We start from the raw sequence: 23291 nt of genomic DNA on the forward strand, positions 1-23291 counted from the left end.
CCTGTCCTGAGACAAGGCTTTTACATATATCTCTTTTAAATCTCCCATTTTCATAGAAATCTAAATAATATATTTATAAATCAATACTTTCACAAAACTATGTCATCACCTCACTATCTAATCTCAGTACATAAACCATTTTTTCTATAGCTTTTGTCTTAATCTTGATTTTTTTTCTTCAATCCAAGAAAAGCTCCTACTATAAACATGATTCCGGCAGCTAATAGTGTCTGGGCTCCGCTTGCTGTTCCGGTTTTTGGCAACTCATTAGGATTGTTACTAGTTGATTTACTATTGATGTTGGTACTTTTATTAGTTAAGTTCCCTTGTTCATTTAGATAAACGTTCTTGTTAATTTCAAAGTTTTTATCATTTTCATCAGAAACAATACTGTTGACATCATTAGTTGAATCAGATTGAGTTTTTTCTTTCTTTTTCGATACATCAAAAGTAGGTTTATTTTCCTCCTCCTTTTTCTCCTCTATTTTCTTGAATACAGGTTTTATAAAGGTATCTTTTGATAGATTAATAACATAGCCGGCGTCTTTTTTCCCTTCGAAACCAGAAATATCCCAACCATCAAATTGGTACCCTTTTTCTAATTCACCCTTATAGACAGGTAACATAAAATCTTCTTCCGACACTATCGTTGAACTCATTTCTTTTCCATTTTGAATGGTCACGGTTACCCTATGAGGTTTTAATTCACTTACCTCTCCCGTATCTTTGTTTAAAATGAATTCTTTTACGGTTGTATTTCTTGCGAAATCTTTTACAACAATCTTAATGTTTAGTGTCTTATCTGTTAGTTGTTTAATATCATCAAATGATTTGTATTCTTTTCCATTTACATAAATATGTTGTTCTTGAATCTCACCATCAAATCCATTATTTCTTTTATCATTGATGTTAAAGACTACAGATTTACCGTTAGCATATTCGATACTAGTATTTCCCTTAGGATCAATGTTTACTTCTGGTTTTACATTATCATATAAAAATTGATAGTGTACTCCAACCGCTTTCGCATTCAAATCGCTATAGCCAGTTTGAAGATAAACATTTCCATCCATATCTGTTACTTTATCTGGAAATCCGTTTGCTTTATAGTCTTTCATTCCCCAGTCCATGATATCACCGTCTTTAACATTAAGCTTAATGTTAAAATCTCTAGTGTTATCAATGTGTAAATCTCCGTAGATTAAATAATTATCTACAACCGATTCATTAACTCTCAACTCCCAGTTAAAACCACCCTTATCAGAAATCTTACCTCTTAAATAAAATTCTGGATTTCGTACATAAATTTTATTAGATTTAGATGGATTAAAGTAGTTCTTGTCCATTGAGAGATTTACTGGTTTGGTATCAATAAATAACGTAGAGCCATCTTCTTTTATAGCTTCTACATTGGACTTATCCTCTCCTGTGTACTCTTTACCATCCTTACCAAATAATACCAGTTTAGAAGGATCTGTTACAAGATTGCCATCTTTATCGATTGCCTCCCCTTTATCATTCATTTTAAATGTAAACACTTGATATCTTACAATGTTAAAGCCGTCTAAAGCCGACATTAATACTGATTGAGTACTTCTTCCATCTTCAACATTTCTACTATCAGCATAAATTATTTTTTCTGATAAGACTCTTAGATTAGGATTGGCCTTTTGGATTTTTGCTATATCTTCCTTGCTATAGACTCCATTCCCTTCTAACATATCCGTTTTTCCAGGATTATAGGTAGTCACTTTTAGTGCATAGCCTTTTCTTAGAATGATGTTATCCTTTAATAGATATTGTTGTTTTTCTGAATCAGAATAGATTTTACCAGATTCCATGTCCGTTAAATTGTTTGGTTTATTTTTTGAAAGATCTCCTTCTCCTAATTCTATTACATTCCCATAACTTGATGCATACGGATATTCTGCTTTAGTTTCCTTATTTTTTTCAGGCATTCTAATTTTAGTTTCAGCTTTTATCTGACCATCATCTTTGACAAAAAACCTCATATCTCCTGCAAAAGCTAATCCATCCACAATATCATTAATATTAGCGTATAAATCAAATGTCATCGTTTTTGAATGGGAATCATACTTGGTCGTTTTGATTTCTATCGATTTATAGTTATTTCCATAGTATACCTTGGCATTTTTAGAAACATTACTGATCTTTCCAAGAATTTCAAAGTGTCCATCTTTAGATGGGTTTAGAATGCCATAAATTTTTGATTTGATTTCATCAAGTTTTTCAGTTTCATATTCTAAGGCACTACCATCGTCATAAGCAATGATATTTCCCTTATCATCGTATTTATAATCGTATTCCTCTATTCTCTTACCAGTTTCACTTGTAAAGTCATCAACTTCTCTAAATTTCTTTTTAATGAGTTTCTTTAAATCTTTGCTTTCAAAGTCTCTAATTGTTGAAATTGTTTTATGAATAGTCAAGCTAGATTTTTCTTCGGTAGCCTCTTCATTTTCTTGATGATGTTCTACTTCAGTTGTATCTTTTTTAAGACTATCCTCTTTTCTATTTTCTAAATTTTTAAATTTAGATTCGGAAATCTCGCCAAGCTTTTGGTATTTAGATGAATCTTGATCAGGATCTACTAGATAATAGGAAATCATCCCATTTTTATCAGCATGATCAGCAAATTTAATTCTATGAATCTTTGTGAAATTGCTAGAACCGTCTAATGCAATCACTTCAATGATTTTTCCTCTTAAATCTCCTGCACCTTTAATTTCATAAATGGTATTTCCGTCTTTGTCAAGTTTTCTATTTCGTCCTTGACCCTCACCTGCATAAGTGACTTCAAGATTTTTCTCAACCTCTCCATCTTCATTAACAAGAGCGGCCCCAGCATACCAAACTTCGTTGGCAATCTCGTCAAATTTTTCAGGATGTTCTTTTTGATCTCTCGCAAATAGCGTTTCATTCTTATATTGCTCTTTGACCTTGTGATAAGTATCCTTTGTAATTAACTTAATTTTTCCAGGGTTTGAAAAATCAATTGAAACAATCTTTGGAGGGGTGTTATCAATTTTTACAGGAATATAGGAAACCTGCCATGGGTAATCCTTGGTTAATCTATATTTAAATTTATAGAAATATTGGCCTTCCGCAATCGGTTCAAATTGTCCTCGTATCTTAGTAGCAGGATCTTTTTTGTCATTACTTTCTGGGGCATTTTCTTCTCTACCTCTAGGGTTATAAATGAGTCCATCCCATTTCAAGTCACCCCAAACTTTTAGCTTAGAAGATTTAATGCCCTTTGCATCATTTCTTTTAGAGTTTAAAATTCCTTTAATAAAGTGTTCTCTCGAAATGACTTTTAAGTCTTTTTGATTTTCTCCTTCTTTATTTGTATTTACTATTGAAATCACCCCTTCTTCTGCACTTCTTAATACAAGTGGAGAAGGCGTTAATCCTCTCTCAAGTTGAGCATCTTGAGGATTTCCATTTGAATCTAAAGGATAGATTTTAGCAATATTAGAGCCACTTGATGAAGGTGCGTTGATTCCTTCGTTATTGAAAGCAAATAATTCTGGATTTTGATCTAGGGATGTTGTATTTTTATCTTTTCTATTTTGGATAACTCCTGCTGGATTAAATTTATCTATACCATGTTCTCCACCAATCCCCTTATTTAAGGTACCTGGAATTTTTGGTTTACCATCATCATCATAACCTTCCATTGCTTTTGATTTTGATCCTTCTTCCCAGGCCCATTTATCAAGGATTGGTTCGTGGTTCCAATTCCCAGCAAATCCCATTAGAGGCATCGACAAAGAAGGTTGGAAGTTTCTTTTCTTACCGTTGGAGTTTAGAGCTTCCATTTCTTCCACTGACTCAAAATGAATAAATGATTCTACAAATTTATTTTTGTTTTTAGCTTCTCCAACATTTATAACCGCATTTAAATCAAAGCTGGAATTTGGACCTATAGTGAAAGTATCATGCTCAAATGTGATATTTGCTCCTTTGACTTTTTCTGGGTGAATTTCTGGAACAATTTGCTTCCCGTCCGGAGATTTTTCATCTTTATATGTTTCATCGAGTTTTAGCCTATCAGTTAGAGCATCTGTAGTTACAGTTGATGCAGAAACTTTAAAGGTTAAAGGTCTGTTTGAGGTATTGTGAAGCTTAATTGTAAAGTATTTTTTATCACCTTTTATTTCTTTAAGAGAAATGGAACCATATGAATTTACCAAACCTTTAGAATCTGTATTTTTGAAAGTTGCTACAACTTCATTTCTCAAAGCGTTGGCAACATTAATTAGCCCCGCTCCCTGCTGTCTAGGTGATGCAAAGTATTGACTCTTTTCTTTCCAAGAGGTTGCATCCATCATAGGTCTTGCAGTATTTTGTAGAGCTATTTTTGTAAGACTTGTAAGGTCTATTTTGTCATCTCCCTTAAGATTTTTCAAGACAGGTCTTTCAAGCAATTCCTTTAATTTTGGTCGAATCAAAACAGTAGAAGCTGCTACGATTGGAGTTGCCATACTAGTTCCTGACATATAACCATAAGTGGATTTACCATTGATAACATTTAGAGTGGATTTAATATTTTTACCAGGTGCTGAAACATCCGGTTTTAAAAGCAAGTCTGTTCTTGGCCCCCAAGATGTAGACCCTGCTGGGACTATAATATCTTCTTTATAAAGTTCTTTGTCTGTGTCAGCTGCAAATTTAAAGTCAATTTCTTTTTCATCACCTACATTCGGTTTATTAGAATTATAGCTTTCCATATCAATTGGATAGTATTGTTCTAAGTTATCTTTAAAATCTTCCTTATTATTTCTTTTGACTTCAGTTTTTTTATCAGGGTTAATCATGTTCCATAATTTTACACCATCATCTCCTGAAATTGAAAATACTTGACTAGTAGTCCCTTCATCCGCTTCATATCCCATAGCTGGAAGGTCTGTCCAATTATCTCTATTGTAGTAATTTACAGTATTTACAACCATAATGGCACGTGCGCCTTTATCCGTTGCTCTTTTAAAAGCATCTTTTAAATCCTTGGTATAAATTCTATCCATTACTGCAATTTTGCCCTTAAGATCCAAGCCTATCAAATCTTTGTCTTGACCTTTGCCTATATATACAAATTTTAATTTATTTGGAGTTTTTGACCCATCCTCATTTGTTAGGATTTTATTTTTATCGAAAAAAGCTCCTATATTTCTGTATTTAAAACTTTGTCCTCCAATGTTAACCTTATCAAACTCAATGGTTTGATTTTTAGCAGAAGCGACCGCTATCGCATCTTCATGTGCGGCAGTTCGTGTTACATTTCCAGTATCTGTCATTTTCAGATTATTATTGGCTACTAAATCCCAAGAAGAACTTGAAGCAGAAGTCGCAAAATTACCTGTAGCAACAACCATTGGGATTCCAGCTTTTCTTAATGCTCTAATAGCCTCCCAATATTTCTCGCCTACAAGACCTGTTCCCGTAAAGCCAGATGATACCGAAACAACATCGACATTGTGTTTGATCGAATCTTCAATAGCATGAAACATTGTTTCATCACCCGCGAACCCAGATCCTGCGTCAGAGTACATTTTATAAGAGAAAATTTGTGCATTAGGCGCAATTCCATCTATGCCATTAAAGTTCTTGATATCTTTTTCAGTATCATTTCCAGCAAGAATCCCTGCAATATGCATCCCATGTGGGTCAAAATAATCCCTACCATCATCATATTTTTCTACAGTGATTTTACCACCATTATAATAATTGAACGCATGAGGGATTTTATCACTCAACCAATAATTTTTATCAGTGCCTTTTAAATCTTCTTTTTTAAATTTCATTGAGTCTTTGGCATCATCATCGATCCTCATAGCCTTATGCCTATAATCTGTTCCAGTATCGATATTTGAAATGACCATACCTCTACCATCAAAATTTTTCCCAAATGGAGCATTAATAGACTTTAGGTAATCAATAGCTTCCTCAACTCCAATTTCCTTTCTGGCATGATTCATCATTGGTTGGACTTTTTGTGATCGTTCAACCGACGAAACACCTTCCATTTGTTTAATTTTGTCCAAATTATCTGGAGTTGTTTCAATGGCAGCGCCATTAAAAATCGTATTATAGGTATATAAAACTTTTGTATCCTCAAGATTGGATAGTTCCTTAATTACTTTTTCTCCAGATTCTTTATCTTTAAATTCAGCAATATAGACAAGTTTATCTTCTTTTTTAGGATTTTCTGTATCTTTATTTACAAATGAGTTCGCATCATCTCCTTTGGATTGATTGGAGTCTTCTTTGATACTTGCTCCTTCGTTACTAGTTTTTTTGTCTATCTTAGGCTTTCTACTAACAACTTCTTTTTCCTCAATAACTGTTGTCTTCTTCTCCTCAGTATCCTTTGAAGTTTCTATAACATTATGAAGTTCTTCAGATTGTTCATTTTTTTCTGTTTCTTTATCTGCTACTACTTTTTCTTTACCAGAAATTTTTAAAGCATCTTCAGAACTAGGTGCATCTGCTACTACTTTTTCTTTATCAGAAATTCTTAAAGCATCTTCAGAACTAGGTGCATCTGCTAAAATTACCTCATTGGGGGCATATGCTGCTAAAATAACTGCAGCAGTAGTTAATGACAATACCGTACTTTTTTTCATTATAATTCCTTCATTTTTTATTTTAAACCCAATAGATAGAAAACTTTAACCTTGCTAGCCTTTGTTATAAAAAGTTTTATGACGTATTATCTAGTGGGATAGAGTAGTACATTTATATATAATTGTTAGCTCTCTGAAAAATAGTATATCAATTAAAAAATTTTAAGTCAAGAAAAATTAACACGCATTAATTTTTTTTTTAATGTACATTAAAAAATATATACCCAAAACTTTCGTAGTTAACTGGGATACATTATCAGCACATTCACACCATCAAAAATAGTAGCAATTAACTGGAATAACTACCAAAATCGCAAAAAGGGGTATGGATAGAATTTATGCCTTAATAAACATGCAAAAACAACCGCTATAATTTTCAACGGTTGTTTGTAACATATTTAATTTTTAACTCTCATCCTATCTTATCTCTTACGAACCCGCACTTTCGTAGGCATCCAAGCCCCTATCCCAGAGTTTTAAAGAAATTGCAAAGAAGATAAGGGAAATCAGCATCAAACCACCGATATTAAAGAGCCCATCCTTGTCCTGCAAGAAATAGCTAGCTGGATAGTAGGCTGTAAAGGCGAAAGGCACGATAAAGCTAATCAACCAACGAAGAAGGGAATTGTAAATGGAAATCGGGTACTTAGCAAAATCATTAAACATATAAAAAATGTAAATCATAGCACCTGACTGCTTGGTCCAAAAAGCGATGCTGGCAGTCGCGATTTTCAAGGAAGTATAAATCAAGGTCGCAAAAGGAATACAGACTAGGAAAAGCAGGAATTTGGGAAGAGTCCAAGCAATGCTTGATACTGTTGTCCCTAGTAAAATGCCACCGACCAAGAGCTCGCCCAAGGCATCAATCTGAAAGGTCTCGACTAGGATGTGGAAGAGCGGATTGATAGGACGAGTCAGATACTTATCAAACTCACCTTTTCGCACCAAGCGTTGCCCTAGCGCCCAGAGATTGTCAAAAAAGAGATGATCCAATCCCTTTGGAATCAAGGAAAATCCATAGATAAAAGCGATTTCTTGAAAGGTCCAGCCTTCAAGCGAGGGGATATGTTGAAAGAGTACATTGAGAAACAAGAGGTTCAAACCTTGGGTCAGAAAGACACCTAAAACACCAACCACAAAATCAACCTTGTATTCCATGATTTGCTTGATGTATTGTCTGATAAAAATCAGGTGCATGCGTTGATATTTTTTCATACTAACCTCCTTGAATGGTGATGAAGGACTGGACTCGTTTCCAAATCAGCTGAGACAAGCCCACCATCACTAAGAGCCAGAAAAACTGAAGCAAAAGCGCTTGAAGAATCTGACTAGCTTCGTATTTCCCAACAATGATCATGACTGGAGTGTAAATCAAGGATGAAAAAGGCAAGAAGGACAAAACATCTGAAACAAGCTTTGGAAAGAAAGTCAAGGGAATCAGACTTCCAGACATAAAGGCCACTATGGAAGTCTTGAGTAGATTGGAACCCCATAGATTTTTAAATACAAAGGCTGAAAATCCAAAGCAGATATTAAAGAAAAAGTTGATTAGGTAGGCTAGGGCTAAGCTAAAGAGATAAAGGACAGTTAAGCCCAGCACTTCTACAATACCTTGCCCAGATAAGATTTTCATCAAGACAATAACACTTAAAAATGGCAATCCAACAGAGATAAAAATCAACCACTTAGATCCAAGCTCTGTGAAGAGATAAGAGGTCGCAAAATGCACTGGTCGCAACAAGCGCATGATAATGGAACCATCCTTGACCTCCTCCCCAATCATGAAGGAAGAATCTGACTTGGTCAACAGATTGGTCACAAAACTCATGATGATGTAGAGGGTGATATCTGCCATACTAAAGCCTTGAATCAAGGACTCTTGCGAGGAATCAAAGACTGCCTTCCAGAGATAAAAGGCCACAAAAGCCCCCATGACATCGCCAATCCGATAGAGAAGAAAATTGACTCGATAGCTAATCAACTCCTGAATCCCTGCATTGATAAAGGGTTTATAACGTCTCCAAAATTTGACCATCTTAGAGCTCCTTTCGGTAGAAGCGACGGATAATATCCTCAATATCCGTATCCTCCATTTTCAAATCACGGATTTCAAAATCAGACAGGGTTTGCTTGATAATATCAGCCGACTGGTAGCGGGAACTATCAAATTCAATATTAAGGCTATTTCCTTGTCTATCAATGGTCATATCAGGCAAGCCTTCATAGTGAGAAGCGAGATGACTTTGACCTGGCACCAGTTCAAAGGAAAGAGTCTTCATCTTGCCAAAGGTTTCCTTGAGCTGACTCACCGTTCCATCAAAAATCTCCTGCCCCTTGTCAATCATGAAAATCCGATCACAGAGCTGCTCAATATCACTCAAGTCATGAGTGGTCAAGAGGATGGTTGTTTCTTCCTCCTGATTGATCTGGGTAATAGCGCGACGAATGTTATCCTTGACCGAAACGTCCAAACCAATGGTCGGCTCATCTAAAAAGAGAACTTTGGGATTGTGGAGCAAGGAAGCCGCAATATCTGCCCGCATCCGTTGGCCAAGTGAAAGAGTGCGCACGGGGTCTTTGATAAAGTCCTTCAAATCCAAGACCTCATTTAAAAAGTCCATGCGCTTGTGAAAGAGCGAGTCTGGCACATCGTAAATCTCCTTCAAAACCGTGTAGGTCTCTTGCAGAGCCAAATCCCACCATAGCTGGGTACGTTGTCCGAAAACGACTCCAATATCCTTGACATAATCTTGGCGATTATCCTGCGGAATCTTGCCGTTAATCCGACAAAAACCAGATGTCGGTTTCAAAATCCCTGTTAGCATTTTGATGGTTGTCGACTTCCCAGCACCATTTGCCCCGATAAAACCTAAAATCTGCCCCTTGGGAACTTCAAAAGTCAAATCCTTGACCGCTTCAAAGGTCTGTTTTTCAGGATGAATAAAGGAGCGCAAAGCTCCCTTCAAGCCCGGTTCCTTTACTGTCTTCACAAAATTTTTCTGAAGATGTTCCACTTCTATCATTGCCATGTCTATCTCCCTGTCGCAAGGAATAGCAACATTGTATTTTTGGCTACAAATATTCTAAATCCTTGCTTTCTACACCTTCTCAATATTATTACAGAAGGATTTATACCAACCTATTATAGTCCAATAAAAACTAGAATGCAAGCGTTTGCCTATAGATTATGAAATTAGAGATTTCTCTCTTAAAATCATACTTTTAAACAAAAATTCTGGTTTAGTAGTTTACTTAAAACATCAAAAAAAGCCTGCCCGATGGGCAGGGTTTTTGGTAAGAAAAAGAATTTTTTTAATCGAAAAAATTCACGATTCTACTGTTAATCTTTCAGCATTTAATTATTGTCATCTGTCTAAAATTAAAATGATCTCTAAACCATCAATTACTCTTTAAAAAATCTTCAATCTGAGAAACTATTTCATGACTTTGATAATGATAGAGGTCGTGAGGCGCATCCATATAGACGACTTGAACATTAGACTGGTCGCTTGCAAATCTCTCTGCATAACGTTGCCACTCAGATTGGCTAAAGCTAGTACCTTCACCGTTAGACACCAGTAATAAGGTGGGAATTTTCGGATTGATGCTAGAAGTAACTTTCTTAGCATTTTCCTTTACCGTTTGGGATTCATGAAACATAGCTTGTGACATCAACTGCTTATAAGCTAGAAGTTTATATTGTTTTCGTTCACTTTCGATCAGAGTTTGATTTTTTATATAAAAGGACTCAGGGAAATAACGTAATAACCCAATCTTACTGCTACAATAGGCCAACGTAAGCAAGGCCTGATTATCCTTTAAATTCTCATAACTTGACGGCAGTGCCCAATCTAAACCAATCAAGGCTTTCACTTCATCAGGATACTTCTCCTGCCAAGCCAAACTCTCTAGACTAGCCATGGAATGAGACAGAATGATAAACGGCCCTGTGATATTTGCTTGCGAAAGAGCTTGGCGAGTCTCAGACAAAACCTCCATCACATCTCTTGAATAATTGCTATCATCACTATAACCATATCCCGCCCGCTCCACGATGACTACTTTATACTGTTTCGATAAGGATTCCGATACTTCTTTAAAATCCAATATAGGAGAAGCAATACCAGCACCTGAGAGAACTACAATAGTCTCAAGACCATCTCCTTCAACGTAAACATTTATTTGATGTCCATTGACGAGAACTTGTTGCCCCATAGGTGTCAGTGAGGCTTCTTCCTTTTCCAAACTGATACGGTGAAAGATGAATGTAGCGAGTAAAAACAAAAGAATGAAACTAAGAATGCCAAGAAACCATTTTTTCAGTATTTTCATAGCATTATTGTACAAAAAATAGGTCCTTTTAGCAACTTAAGATTGGTTCTTCTACAGTATATTCGCTATATATTCAGACACAAAAAACCCACCCGATGGGCAGGTTTCATCTGTATTGTTCAGCTAGATTACGCTTTACCTTCTGAACCGAATACGTCGATACGTTCTTCAACTGATGCTTGGATAGCTTTTACACCGTCAGCCAAGAATTTACGTGGGTCGAAGAGTTTCTTCTTGTCGTATTCTGCTTCGTTTGCTTCGTAGTCACGAGCAAATTTACGAGTTGCGTTAGCGAATGCGATTTGGCATTCAGTGTTAACGTTAACTTTCGCAACACCAAGTTTGATAGCTGCTTGGATTTGGTCATCAGGAATACCTGAACCACCGTGCAATACGATTGGGAAGCCTGGAAGAGCTTCTGTCAATTTCTTCAAGTGGTCAAGGTCAAGACCTTCCCAGTTTGCTGGGTAAGGACCGTGGATGTTACCGATACCAGCTGCCAAGAAGTCAATACCAGTTGCAACCATTGCTTTAGCGTCTTCGATTGGAGCCAATTCACCTTTACCGATGATACCGTCTTCTTCACCACCGATAGTACCAACTTCAGCTTCTACTGAGATACCTTTAGCGTGTGCTTTTTCAACAACGTCTTTAGCCAATTTAAGGTTTTCTTCAACTGGAAGGTGTGAACCGTCAAACATGATTGAAGTGTAACCAACTTCGATACACTCAAGTGCATCTTCGTAGTGACCGTGGTCAAGGTGGATAGCTACTGGTACAGTGATACCCATTGACTCAACAAGGTTAGCGATCAAGTTGCGAGCAACTTTGTAACCACCCATGTATTTAGCAGCACCCATTGAAGTTTGGATCAAAACTGGAGCTTTTTTAGCTTCTGCTGCACGCAAGATAGCTTGAGTCCACTCAAGGTTGTTTGTGTTAAATCCACCAACTGCATAACCGTTGTCACGAGCTGCTTGGACAAATTTTTCTGCTGAAACGATTGCCATTTGTCAGGCCTCCTATATATTTTTTGGGACATCCCATTTACATTGTTCATTTTATCACTTTTTGATAAAAAAAGCTAGTTTTTCCCATACTTTAGATTGAATTTCTTCCAACTCAATCAATGTAAACCCTTTCTTTCTTTTAGTCTTGAGTGACTTTGGGATAACGTATGAAGAAGGTCAATCGATCACCCTGCATCTCAAAATGATAAGGTAATTTCTCGTGTTCTAATAAACTTTTGACCACAAAGATCCCCATCCCCGAACCCTTGGCCTTGCGACTAGCATTGTCAGAAAAAGACTGGGCCAGTTTTTCCTGTTCTTCAGGACTACAGCTATTCTCGATAAAGATTTCTCCTTCTCTCTCGCCGATATGAACCAAGCCACCTGGAGTGGAGTGCTTGATAGCATTGCTGATGAGATTCGATAATATCAGTTTCATGACAGATGGGTTTATGTAAGCTTGCTGACGGGTTAGGCTAATGTCCACCTGAAGTTCTCTCTCCTTGGCGAGCAAAGCATAATCATTAACCAGACTTTGCGTCATCTGAAGAAGGTCGACCTCTTCTTTCTCGTCTCGCAATTCCTGAACAGAAGAAAGAGACAGTATCTGGAGAACGTGGTGGCTGAGGTCATCCACAATCCCCAAGGCAACTCCAAGATAGTGGTCTCTATCCTTATAACGGCCGACATTTTCTTTCATATTTTCGATTAGGATTTTCAAGCTAGCTAGTGGAGTTTTCAATTCATGAGAAGCCCCTCGTAGGAACTCAACCTTCATCTTCTCCAGCTGGAGAATAGCTTCATTCTTGTCATGCAAGTCCGCAATGACAGTCAAAAGATGCTGGTAAAGGCTATTGATTTGTTCCTTGAGATCACCAATCTCATCCTTAGAATCCACGCGCAATCGCACTTGGGCATCCAAATCCATCATCCGACGGGTCACCCGCTTGATTTCCAAAATCGGGGCAACAATGGTACGAGCATAGATGTAGGCCACCAAGAGGGAAATCAGAAAGGATGCTAGCAAGGTATAAGGAAGAAATTGGAGACTGATCTGCTCTGCTTCCTTTTGCAAGTCCATGGAAGCTAGAAACTGGAGAGTCATGGTGCTACCATCTTGCGTTTTCACCTCACGCTCCTCGATAAAGAGGGAAGTGGTCTGGCGATCCGTGTCCAGAGGAAGGTTGTCCTTGACTTCTAACTTGTCTTCGGTCATCTCTCCCTTAACAGCCCCTTTGATATCACTGCTCTGGGAATACAAGTCCAACACTTGCTCGATGCTTTGCCTATCTTTTCCGTCTAGGGATTGGGCAATGGCTGTCGCTTTCTGACCAATGGTTTCCTGACGATGACTCAGATAAGTTGACGGAAAGAGAAAATAAATAGCTAAATGAAGACAAATAACCAGAACACTAAAAATCGAGAAGGTATAGATAAATATCTTTGTAAATAAACCTGTTCGTTTCATTTTCGCTCCAATTTATAACCAACATTGCGCACTGTGAGGATACAATCCAAGTCTAGCTTTTTCCGCAGTTCCTTGATGTAAACATCAATGACACGGTCAAAGGGAACCTCATCTGTCACCTTCCAGACGGCATCAATAATCTGAGAGCGGGTCAAGACTCGTCCTTCATTTTTTACCAGATAGTCCAAAATTTCCAACTCTTTGGCATTAATGGCCACTTCTTGACCTGCGAGGCTTGCACTGTAACTCTCAAAGTCCACCTTGGTGTCCTTATAGGAGAAGACTCGTCCTGTATCGTAGTAGCGCTTGAAAATCGCGTCTACCCTCACTTTTAAGAGGGAGAGGGAGAAGGGTTTTTCCAGATAGCCGTCTGCTAGAGAAGCAAAAGCACTCATCTTGTATTCTTCATCCTGAAAGGCTGTCAGCATCAAAACAGGAACCTGACTGGTCTTACGAATCTCCGCTAGGACTTCTAAACCATTGAGCTTGGGCATCTGGATATCCAGTAAAACTAGTGCTACTTCATAGCTGGAAAATTGTTCTAGGGCTTCCTCGCCGTCCGCAGCCTGAATGGTCTCATAACCACAATCTGTCAAATAGTCACTGATTCCCTCACGAATCATCTCTTCATCTTCTACAATTAAAATTTTCATAGAAAAACCTTTCACATTTCTTTAATTTTCTTTTAAATCATCCCTGTTTCATCCTGAAAGGAAAGGCTTTAGGGAGATGAAATACATAAAAATGCTACCTATATTATACCCCATTTAGGGGAGAATAGGTAGCAAGTTTTTTATTCGCTATCGAGCAAGAGTTCTTTTGGTTGTTTTCTAAGGAGATTGCTTGAAGCAAGCGCCATAACGAGAACCACTAGAACCAAGGCAAGGACAAAGACGATGATAAAGTCTGATGTCTGAATGGAAATGTCTAGGCTCGACAAGGTCTTGCTAAAGCCATCTACTTCTGCACCACCACCAAGGTTAGAGGCTTGAGCTGCCTTGCTGGCTTGCTTGGCAACACCTGAAGTCACATTGGCAAGAACAGTATTTCCGATGGCACGAGCTGTGTAGTTGGCTAGGAAGTAAGCAGAAACGAGAGCAGGAATAGCAATCAAGATTGATTCTGTGATAAATTGACCCAAGATACTTGCCTGCTTGAGACCGATAGAGAGGAGAATTCCCACTTCCTTGCGACGGGCATTGATCCAAAGACTGAGCAAGAGGGCAAGGAGAAGAACTGAGAAGCTCAAGCTACCCCAGAAGAGGAGGTTGGCCATCTTGTACATACCAGAGATGGATTGCTCAAGAGCTGGGTAGTTAGATGAGCTCTTCACGAGTGTATAGCTCTTCCAGTTGATACCACTGATGCCATTCAACTCTTTCATGACATCATCCAAGTTCTTGTCTGCTGTTACAAAGAAGGTTGCATCCCCATAAATAGCAGTTTCTTCTGTATAACCATATAGTTTAGCCGCCGTATGGATGTCTGTGATAGCTGTGTTTTCATAGAGTTCTTGTGAGTAGGTTACTGCAGACTTATTGTGCCCATCAAAGAGTCCCTTGATTGTCACTTCGACTGTTTCCTTGGCACCTTTTTCATTGTCTGCATCGTAGATATTGGAGTCTAGTTTGACCTTATCTCCGACTTTCCAACCGTGTTTAGCTGCCAAGTCCTTGTGCATGAGGATCTTGTCCTTGTCGTCGTTGGTTAGATGCTCACCTTCAACCAGCTTATATGAGCCAGAGACAAACTTGTCTTCTTTAGAGGAGTCATTGACACCTGTAATCATCAAGCTGCTTCCAAACCGTTTTGCTCGGTCAGCAGTGAGATTTTTCTTGGTTTCTGGCGTTTCGATGAGTTCATATCCAGTCAAATCACCGATAGCGTTGATGCGTTTAACATAAGACTCGATGGCCTTATTTTCGGTGATTTTTTTGATATCCTCACCCTTGATATTCCCAGAACCACGTGGCGTTCCTTGATTGACGCGACGATTGATTTGCATGGAGAAGCTATTGGTGATATTTTTAAAAGTCTCCTGAGAAGCCTTGGCAGTAGCTCCCTTGATCGACAAGCCGACCAAACTCAAGCTCGCCATGAGGAGAATAATCAGGAAGATAACAATCGATTTGAAAAACTTCCTTGTAACATAGGCAAATGCGTTGTGTAACATAGGTTCCCTTTCTAGATTTGATTTCATAATGCTATCAAAACAAGCTCATCTTATTTTGTAGTATTGCGAGTTTCAGTAAGTTTCTTATTCTTCAATTCAAGTGTAATATCTGATGCTTGTGCCACTTCTTTACTGTGAGTGACGACGATCACACATTTACCTGTTTTCTCGGCAAGTGATTTGAGCAGTTCGATAATATCTCCAGCAGTTTTAGGGTCCAGATTTCCTGTTGGCTCATCAGCTAGAATAACTGGAGCTTCTGAGACTAAACTGCGAGCGATGGCTACACGTTGCTGTTGACCACCTGATAACTGGAGAACGTTCCGCTTGATCTGACTTTCATCCAAACCAAGCTCAAGAAGTGTATCCTTGCTCGCTTTTTTGTTGACCAAGCGGATATTTTCCAGCGGAGAAAGATAATCTATCAAGTTATAATTTTGAAAGACCAGGGAAATATGGTGCATGCGATGGTAAGAATACCCCTTATTCCGAATGTCCTCTCCTTGGAAAAGGATAGAACCCTCGACAGGACTATCTAGGCCAGCAAGCAGGGACAAGAGAGTTGATTTTCCTGCTCCTGACTCACCAATGATACTATAAAATTTTCCGGGTTCAAAATTATACTTGATCTGATATAAAACTGCCTCAGCAGTGTTCTTATAACGGTAGGTAACATCTTGTAATTGTAATAAAGTCATGATTTCTCCTTCTTATACTCAATGAAAATCAAAGAGCAAACTAGGAAGCTAGCCGCAGGCTGTACTTGAGTACGGCAAGGCGAAGCTAACGTGGTTTGAATTTGATTTTCGAAGAGTATTAACTAATAGATGATAAAATTTCTTTCGGCGATTTTCTAAATAAGAATACGAAACAAAGGGCTACTGATAAGCAACCAATCAGGAGCAGAAAGACATAGGATTCTGCAAAGGATAGGAGACTGGTTGATAGACCACTTGCTTTGGCCAGCGTGTCCTGTAAGGTTGCCTGATCTCCACTGGCTAGTACAGTTTGGAGTAGATAGGATGTGATGGCATTTCCTGCAACAAATGATGGAAGCAAAGCTCCGAGAGATACCAAAACTACCTCTAAACAGAACTGGAGGAAGATCGAACTCTTGCCTTTTCCAAGTGCCAGAAGAATTCCCACTTCGTAGACCCTTTCTCTCAACCAGAGAGACAAGACCAAAATTAAGGCTCCTGCTCCTGCTATCAACATCCCATAAAGGAAGATGGTGAGGAAGGTTTGGAAGGTTGCCACTGAGTCTTTGATTTGTTCAAAGGCCTTGTTTTCCTTCTCGACTTGGTAGCCTTGACTTTCTAAAGCCAAGTTTTCTACCTGCTTCATGAGTCCGTCCATTTCCTTAGGATTTTCTACATAGAAGCGAGCTGCACTGACTTGCGGTTCACTATTTCCCAGAAGCGTTTGGCTGCTTTCATAGTCTGTAAAGACCTGGTTTTCACTGAAGTCGGAAGACAAGCCTGTGAACTTTTCTTGTTTTTTACCAGAAAAGATACCGACAATTTCAAACTCTACTGTTTGCCCTTTTCCAGATTCTGACTGACCAGCATCCAAGCGAATCTTGTCGTGAAGCGAAAGACCGTTCTTCTTGGCCAACTCTTCGTGGATAAGGATTTTCTTGGAATCTCCTTTTTGAAGGTGTCGCCCTTCTTTTAGATTGAAAGCCGAACTGGTAAAGGTGACATCCTTGGATGAATCCTCGAGAGCCGTTAAGCTAACCAAGTTCTTGTCTGCAACTGACAAATCATCACGTTCTACGCTCTGCTCACCACTCACCGCTTCCTTGTCTTTCAGTTTTGCGACCGTCTCAAGTTCAGGAGAGACATTTTCCAGTCCCTTAATCTTGCTCACGGATGCTAGGTCAGACAACTTGAAGGTCTGTCCATTTTCTATCTTTTTGATAGAAAAAGATGTATTGAGTGATTTGTAAAGATTGTTTTCTACTGTTTTGTTGGACTTCATCAGAGTCAAACAGGCTGAAATTCCTGCTAAAAGGACAAATAAAATCAGAAATAAAATAAAACTTCTCAGTCGTTTTCTGCTGACATAAGCCCAAGCTCTTTGGATTGGATTCATTTGTCACCTCCATATTTGTAAGACTATTATAAAATCCAAATATGAAATATTTATGAAATCGAAAAATTTTTTGATTTATTTTTTGAAAAAAACAAAAAAGATAGCAAACGCTAACTTTCCTTCTTATATAAGGAAAAATAATACCAATCAAAAATCTACTTCATTTTAAAAATGATAGTCACGTCTTTCTGATTAGTATTTTTCCATTTCCTAAGTTCTTCATTTTCTGACTAGTGTTTGAGGATATTCTTGATAGAATGAAATGGAAAACTCAGTTTAAATGTTCTGATACAATGACTGTTCTTGATACCAATATTTTTCGATATAGGAAACGTAGCCTCTAATCTTCTTTGTAAAAAGAAAAAAGAGCTAGCCAAAGCTAACTCTTATCCTATGCGGAGAGAGGGACTTGAACCCTCACGACCTAAAGCGGTCACAGGATCCTTAGTCCTGCGCGTCTGCCAATTCCGCCATCCCCGCGTCGATTACTTTACTAGTATATCAACTTTCAAAATCTTTGTCAACACTTTTTTCAGATTTTTTTCATTTTTCCAACAGTCTTATAGTTCAATTTCAGCAAGGTTTTCATCTAGTAATTTTGCTCCCAATGTGTTCTTAAAATGCCCAAGAGCAAACTGATGATTTTCTGGCCAAATAGAGGCAACCGCAGGCTTGACAATCTCGATTTGATAACCTAAATTATAGGCATCAATAGCCGTATGAAGAACACAAATATCCGTCAAAACACCTGTTAAGATAACAGTATCAACCCGACGTTCTCGCAAACGGATATCCAAGTCCGTTCCTGAAAATGCTGAATAGTGACGTTTGTCCATCCAAAAGACACGACTATCCGCCTCATGCTCAGCATAAAAGTCAGCTAGGGGGCCATAAAGGTTACGCCCACTAGTTCCGATGATGTTGTGCGGTGGAAAAAGCTTACTTTCTGGGTGGAATGTATCCTTCTCCTCATGAGCATCAATGGTAAAAAAAACATAATCCCCACGTTCAAAAGCCAGTCTGGTTACGCGATTGATTGCTTCTGATATGGCTTGAGCAGGTGCTCCAGCAGTTAGCTTTCCATGGTCTGCTACGAAATCCTCTGTATAGTCAATCGAGATTAAAGCCTTTGCCATTAGTAGTCCCTCTTTTTCACTTCCTCAAAAATATCAGCAATTAGAACTTTGAGATAAGTCCCCTTCATTCCTAATGAACGACTCTCAATAATTCCCGCAGACTCCAATTTACGAAGCGCATTGACAATCACTGAGCGTGTAATGCCAATACGGTCTGCAATAACTGATGCCGTCAGCTGCCCTTCATTTCCATCCAATTCAGCTAAAATAGCTGATACAGCACGAAGTTCTGAATAGGAAAGGGTGTTGACCGCCATGGTAACAGCCGTACGACGGCGAATATTTTTCTCGTCTTCTTCGCGTTGGAAGTTCAATAGTTGAATTCCCACAACCGTGCTCGCAATCTCGACAAGGATCAAATCTTCATCTTCAAACTTCTTATCATTGCGCCAAATGATCAACGAACCTAGGCGAATCCCTGATACATGAATCGGAGCGATGGTCGTCAAACCATCTGGAAAGTCCGCACGGCTCTCTACAGGGAAAATAGTCAAATCATGTTCAACAGGAAGATTTGCTTCCGTGTCGTAAATCATGTTTGCCCCTTGTACATAGACGTCAGGGAAGGTTTTAGTTTGGAAGAATTGTTCTACACGGTCATTATTGGTCTTATAACGCATAAAGTAGCCCAAGAGACGTCCCTTGTTATTCACAATACAAGCGTTACAATCAATAATATCAGCTAACTGGCGTGTGATCGCATTGTAAGGAAGTTCATCTTGGAGTTGCTCTTCTGAGCGCTTTAGAATAGACGTGATTTTTCTTGTTTTTTCTAATAAATGTGCCATTTTTTACCTCGCATATAATCGCTTCCATTATAACATAGAAAAGTCTTTATTTCAATAATTATCTGAAAATTGCTTATTTAATTGCAATTTTGAACAGCAAAAATATTTTAGAAAAAAAGCGATTTTTTTATTGACATCCTATTTTGTTTTTGATATTATAACATTATAAGAAGATGACATGATAAATCCCTTTCCGTTTCACCTATCCTTTACTATCACCATCTTCTTTTACTATCGGTCTCCTTATATATAAAAGCGATTCACAGTGTGAATCGCTTTTTTCTATTTGTCTCCTTTGTTACGAATAACAAAGCCGGTCTTCTTTTCGCTTGAAGTATTGCGAGGTTTTTTATTGTCTTTATTACGGTAACGTCTGTCTTTATCAAAACGATCGTTCCCACGACTGCCTTTTTTGAAATCATCACGGCGACCATTGCCACGGCGATCACGGTCTCGACGGTCGTCCCCACGACGGCCTCCACGACCTCCCTTAGCTTTTCCACCAAAGCCATTACCTGATGGTTTAAATGGTAGTGGTTTTTCACGTGCAATCTCAACTTCTGGTAGGCTGTCAGGGTCTTGAACAGTCAGACTCAAGATATACATAGCCAATTCTTCTGGACTAAATTCAGCAGCCAACTTACGAGCGTCTTTAGTAAATTTCTCAAAGTTGGAACGAATTTCTTCATTTGCGAAATCACGTTCGATTTTCTTGAGCGCCACTTGCTTTTTAGCTTGGAAGGCTTCCTCTGCACTTGCAGGTTTAAGGCCTTTCATGCGCTTCTTGGTCAAGTTTTCGATGATTTGAAGGTAGCCCATTTCATTTGGAGCTACGAAGGTAATGGATTGACCTGACTTACCAGCACGACCTGTACGACCGATACGGTGAACATAGCTTTCAGGATCTTGTGGAATATCGTAGTTGTAGACATGAGTCACACCTGAAATATCCAAACCACGCGCAGCAACGTCTGTCGCAACCAAAACATCAAGATTGCCATTTTTAAAGTCACGAAGGACACGAAGACGTTTGTTTTGGTCCAAATCACCATGAATGCCTTCTGCACGGAAGCCACGGATTTTAAGTCCACGAGTCAATTCATCCACACGGCGTTTGGTACGACCAAATACAATAGAAAGTTCAGGTTGTTCTACATCCATGAGACGGGTCATGGTATCAAATTTCTCTTGTTCTTTAACACGGATATAGTACTGATCCACCAGCTCTGTTGTCAATTCCTTGGCAGCAATCTTGACATGCTCAGGTTCTTTCATAAACTGAACACCGATACGTTTGATAGCATCTGGCATGGTTGCTGAAAAGAGCAAGGTTTGACGATTTTCAGGGACACGTGAAATGATGGCTTCGATGTCTTCAAGGAAGCCCATATTGAGCATTTCGTCCGCTTCGTCAAGAATCAGAGTTTCAATATCTTGTAATTTCAAGGCCTTGCGTTTAATCAAGTCCAAAAGACGGCCTGGTGTTCCTACCACGATGTGGGCACCAGATTTAAGGGCCTTGATTTGTTTTTCAATGCTGGAACCACCGTAAACTGAGCGAACTTTCACTCCCTTGCTACGGCCAAAGCGGAAGAGTTCCTCTTGACTTTGGACAGCGAGTTCACGAGTTGGAGCGATAACCAAGGCTTGGATGGTCGCTTCTTCTGTACGGATTTTTTCAAGGGTTGGCAAGCCAAAGGCTGCAGTTTTTCCTGTACCTGTCTGAGCTTGACCGATAACGTCTTTTCCTTCGAGAGCCAATGGAATGGTCTGTTCTTGGATAGGACTGGCTTCTACAAATCCAGCTTTTTCAATCTCTGCTAGCAATTCAGCAGACAAGTTAAATTCATTAAATTTCACGTTATTCTTCTTTCTAAAGGTGGTGCGAAGCCACCCTATAGGGCTTTAGTTTATACTTTTCTTTTCATGACGTATCTTCTACAAAAAAGAGATACCGTGTTGCTTCTTTTCCACGAAAGAAAAGTACGAGTTTCTTTGCAACCTATCTAGTATAACACAAGAGAGAAGCAAAAGATAGTAGAATTCTTTAGGAAAATCATGTAAACGATTTTCTAACAGTAAAGTGGCCTGAAACTGGTTTTTCAAAGGATTTGAAGGGAGCATTTCAAACTCACTCCATTTCCCGTAGCAGATTTGTGCAAAAAGTGTTTTCTTATGCTAGAATGAAAATCGAATAGGAGGACTATAAATGTTAACATATGATTTAATCGTTATCGGATTTGGTAAGGCTGGGAAAACACTAGCTGGTAAATTAGCTTCAGCTGGCAAAAAAGTTGCCCTTATCGAACGTAGTAAGGCTATGTACGGCGGAACTTGTATCAACATTGGTTGTATCCCAACTAAAACCTTGCTAGTTGCTGCTGAGAAAGATTTGTCTTTTGAAGAAGTCATTGCTACCAAAAATACCATCACTAGTCGCCTCAACGGTAAAAACTATGCGACTGTTGCTGGTACAGGCGTGGATATCTTTGATGCGGAAGCTCACTTCCTTTCAAACAAAGTCATCGAAATCCAAGCTGGTGATGAAAAACAAGAACTGACTGCTGAAACTATCGTTATCAATACCGGTGCCGTTTCAAACGTCTTGCCAATCCCTGGACTTGCTACAAGTAAGAATGTCTTTGACTCGACTGGTATTCAAAACTTGGACAAATTGCCTGAAAAACTTGGTGTCCTTGGTGGCGGAAATATCGGTCTTGAATTTGCAGGTCTTTACAACAAACTTGGAAGCAAAGTTACAGTCCTAGATGCCTTGGATACTTTCCTACCTCGTGCAGAACCTTCCATCGCAGCTCTTGCTAAACAATACATGGAAGAAGACGGTATTGAATTGCTTCAAAACATCCGTACTACTGAAATCAAAAACGACGGTGACCAAGTCCTTGTCGTAACTGAAAACGAAACTTACCGTTTCGATGCCCTTCTCTACGCAACTGGACGTAAACCAAACGTAGAACCACTTCAACTTGAAAATACAGATATTGAACTAACTGAACGTGGTGCTATTAAAGTAGACAAACATTGTCAAACAAACGTTCCTGGTGTCTTCGCAGTTGGAGACGTCAACGGTGGTCCTCAATTTACCTACATCTCACTTGATGACTTCCGTGTTGTCTACAGCTACCTTGCTGGAGATGGCAGCTACACTCTTGAAGACCGTCTCAATGTGCCAAACACCATGTTCATCACACCTGCACTTTCACAAGTTGGTTTGACGGAAAGCCAAGCAGCTGATTTGAAACTTCCATACGCAGTGAAGGAAATCCCTGTTGCTGCCATGCCTCGTGGTCACGTAAACGGAGACCTTCGCGGAGCCTTCAAAGCAGTTGTCAACACTGAAACAAAAGAAATTCTTGGAGCAAGCATCTTCTCAGAAGGTTCTCAAGAAATCATCAACATTATCACTGTTGCCATGGACAACAAGATCCCTTACACTTACTTCACAAAACAAATCTTCACTCACCCAACCTTGGCTGAGAACTTGAATGACTTGTTTGCGATTTAAGTTGAGACTGATTTGTTAGCTAACAGCCCTCGTCGGGCTGTTTTTGCTTCTACGAAATCTCAAATCTGTCTTTTCTTTCTTTTATGATAATATCCAAACTTTACTTAGCAGTCCTAA

15 protein-coding genes and 1 tRNA gene are annotated in these 23291 nt (G+C 38.8%); 1 reads left to right on the forward strand and 15 read right to left on the reverse strand.

What is annotated here, in order from left to right:
• Positions 1–158: 158 nt before the first annotated feature.
• The 15 genes from A6J84_RS05090 to A6J84_RS05165 all read right to left on the reverse strand — a co-directional run bounded on the left by A6J84_RS05090 (position 159) and on the right by A6J84_RS05165 (position 21508).
• The gene (locus A6J84_RS05090; protein WP_095726178.1) at positions 159–6647 is read right to left on the reverse strand and encodes a S8 family peptidase; all 6489 of its coding nucleotides are present in this window, start codon (positions 6645–6647) and stop codon (positions 159–161) included.
• A 429-nt stretch (positions 6648–7076) separates the two neighbouring features.
• Positions 7077–7862, reverse strand: coding sequence for an ABC transporter permease (locus A6J84_RS05095; RefSeq protein ID WP_095726179.1), 786 nt, complete (start codon positions 7860–7862; stop codon positions 7077–7079).
• Between the two features lies 1 nt (position 7863).
• Complete coding sequence (locus tag A6J84_RS05100; RefSeq protein WP_095726180.1) at positions 7864–8682, reverse strand: ABC transporter permease; 819 nt, start codon at positions 8680–8682, stop codon at positions 7864–7866.
• Between the two features lies 1 nt (position 8683).
• Entirely contained in the window at positions 8684–9676 is a 993-nt protein-coding gene (locus A6J84_RS05105) for an ATP-binding cassette domain-containing protein (protein WP_049518937.1), read from the reverse strand.
• Between the two features lie 370 nt (positions 9677–10046).
• The gene (locus tag A6J84_RS05115) at positions 10047–10979 is read right to left on the reverse strand and encodes an alpha/beta hydrolase (protein WP_193756717.1); all 933 of its coding nucleotides are present in this window, start codon (positions 10977–10979) and stop codon (positions 10047–10049) included.
• A gap of 128 nt (positions 10980–11107) precedes the next feature.
• Positions 11108–11989 (reverse strand): class II fructose-bisphosphate aldolase, encoded by an 882-nt coding sequence (locus tag A6J84_RS05120; protein ID WP_001018995.1) that lies wholly within the window; start codon positions 11987–11989, stop codon positions 11108–11110.
• Between the two features lie 139 nt (positions 11990–12128).
• Positions 12129–13457, reverse strand: a complete 1329-nt coding sequence (gene vncS, locus A6J84_RS05125; protein ID WP_095726182.1) for a sensor histidine kinase VncS — start codon at positions 13455–13457, stop codon at positions 12129–12131.
• Positions 13454–14110 (reverse strand): response regulator transcription factor VncR, encoded by a 657-nt coding sequence (vncR, locus tag A6J84_RS05130; RefSeq protein WP_049518934.1) that lies wholly within the window; start codon positions 14108–14110, stop codon positions 13454–13456. Before vncR ends, vncS begins: the two co-directional genes overlap by 4 nt.
• Positions 14111–14250: 140 nt before the next feature.
• The gene (gene vex3 / locus A6J84_RS05135; RefSeq protein WP_084857089.1) at positions 14251–15630 is read right to left on the reverse strand and encodes an ABC transporter permease subunit Vex3; all 1380 of its coding nucleotides are present in this window, start codon (positions 15628–15630) and stop codon (positions 14251–14253) included.
• Between the two features lie 50 nt (positions 15631–15680).
• Entirely contained in the window at positions 15681–16328 is a 648-nt protein-coding gene (gene vex2 / locus A6J84_RS05140) for an ABC transporter ATP-binding subunit Vex2 (protein WP_000173736.1), read from the reverse strand.
• Positions 16329–16446: 118 nt separating this feature from the next.
• Complete coding sequence (locus A6J84_RS05145) at positions 16447–17724, reverse strand: ABC transporter permease (protein WP_095726183.1); 1278 nt, start codon at positions 17722–17724, stop codon at positions 16447–16449.
• Between the two features lie 394 nt (positions 17725–18118).
• A tRNA-Leu gene (locus A6J84_RS05150) sits at positions 18119–18204 on the reverse strand.
• A gap of 80 nt (positions 18205–18284) precedes the next feature.
• A complete protein-coding gene (locus A6J84_RS05155; RefSeq protein ID WP_049518932.1) occupies positions 18285–18860 on the reverse strand; it encodes a cysteine hydrolase family protein in 576 nt (191 codons plus the stop codon).
• On the reverse strand, positions 18860–19648 hold the full coding sequence (codY, locus tag A6J84_RS05160) for a GTP-sensing pleiotropic transcriptional regulator CodY (protein WP_049518931.1): 789 nt from the start codon (positions 19646–19648) through the stop codon (positions 18860–18862). Before codY ends, A6J84_RS05155 begins: the two co-directional genes overlap by 1 nt.
• 282 nt (positions 19649–19930) lie before the next feature.
• Positions 19931–21508 (reverse strand): DEAD/DEAH box helicase, encoded by a 1578-nt coding sequence (locus A6J84_RS05165; protein WP_084922025.1) that lies wholly within the window; start codon positions 21506–21508, stop codon positions 19931–19933.
• Between the two features lie 349 nt (positions 21509–21857).
• Between A6J84_RS05165 and A6J84_RS05170 the strand changes: the two genes are divergently transcribed.
• Positions 21858–23174, forward strand: a complete 1317-nt coding sequence (locus A6J84_RS05170) for an FAD-containing oxidoreductase (protein WP_095726184.1) — start codon at positions 21858–21860, stop codon at positions 23172–23174.
• Positions 23175–23291 lie beyond the last annotated feature (117 nt).

The organism is Streptococcus sp. FDAARGOS_256 (assembly GCF_002289235.2).
Classification (GTDB): domain Bacteria; phylum Bacillota; class Bacilli; order Lactobacillales; family Streptococcaceae; genus Streptococcus.

What these genes read in the sequence shown, in the direction of transcription:
- A6J84_RS05090 (WP_095726178.1), bottom strand. Translation starts at nt 6,647, where the DNA reads ATGAAAAAAAGTACGGTATTGTCATTAACTACTGCTGCAGTTATTTTA.
- A6J84_RS05095 (WP_095726179.1), bottom strand. Translation starts at nt 7,862, where the DNA reads ATGAAAAAATATCAACGCATGCACCTGATTTTTATCAGACAATACATC.
- A6J84_RS05100 (WP_095726180.1), bottom strand. Translation starts at nt 8,682, where the DNA reads ATGGTCAAATTTTGGAGACGTTATAAACCCTTTATCAATGCAGGGATT.
- A6J84_RS05105 (WP_049518937.1), bottom strand. Translation starts at nt 9,676, where the DNA reads ATGGCAATGATAGAAGTGGAACATCTTCAGAAAAATTTTGTGAAGACA.
- A6J84_RS05115 (WP_193756717.1), bottom strand. Translation starts at nt 10,979, where the DNA reads ATGAAAATACTGAAAAAATGGTTTCTTGGCATTCTTAGTTTCATTCTT.
- A6J84_RS05120 (WP_001018995.1), bottom strand. Translation starts at nt 11,989, where the DNA reads ATGGCAATCGTTTCAGCAGAAAAATTTGTCCAAGCAGCTCGTGACAAC.
- vncS (WP_095726182.1), bottom strand. Translation starts at nt 13,457, where the DNA reads ATGAAACGAACAGGTTTATTTACAAAGATATTTATCTATACCTTCTCG.
- vncR (WP_049518934.1), bottom strand. Translation starts at nt 14,110, where the DNA reads ATGAAAATTTTAATTGTAGAAGATGAAGAGATGATTCGTGAGGGAATC.
- vex3 (WP_084857089.1), bottom strand. Translation starts at nt 15,630, where the DNA reads ATGTTACACAACGCATTTGCCTATGTTACAAGGAAGTTTTTCAAATCG.
- vex2 (WP_000173736.1), bottom strand. Translation starts at nt 16,328, where the DNA reads ATGACTTTATTACAATTACAAGATGTTACCTACCGTTATAAGAACACT.
- A6J84_RS05145 (WP_095726183.1), bottom strand. Translation starts at nt 17,724, where the DNA reads ATGAATCCAATCCAAAGAGCTTGGGCTTATGTCAGCAGAAAACGACTG.
- A6J84_RS05155 (WP_049518932.1), bottom strand. Translation starts at nt 18,860, where the DNA reads ATGGCAAAGGCTTTAATCTCGATTGACTATACAGAGGATTTCGTAGCA.
- codY (WP_049518931.1), bottom strand. Translation starts at nt 19,648, where the DNA reads ATGGCACATTTATTAGAAAAAACAAGAAAAATCACGTCTATTCTAAAG.
- A6J84_RS05170 (WP_095726184.1), top strand. Translation starts at nt 21,858, where the DNA reads ATGTTAACATATGATTTAATCGTTATCGGATTTGGTAAGGCTGGGAAA.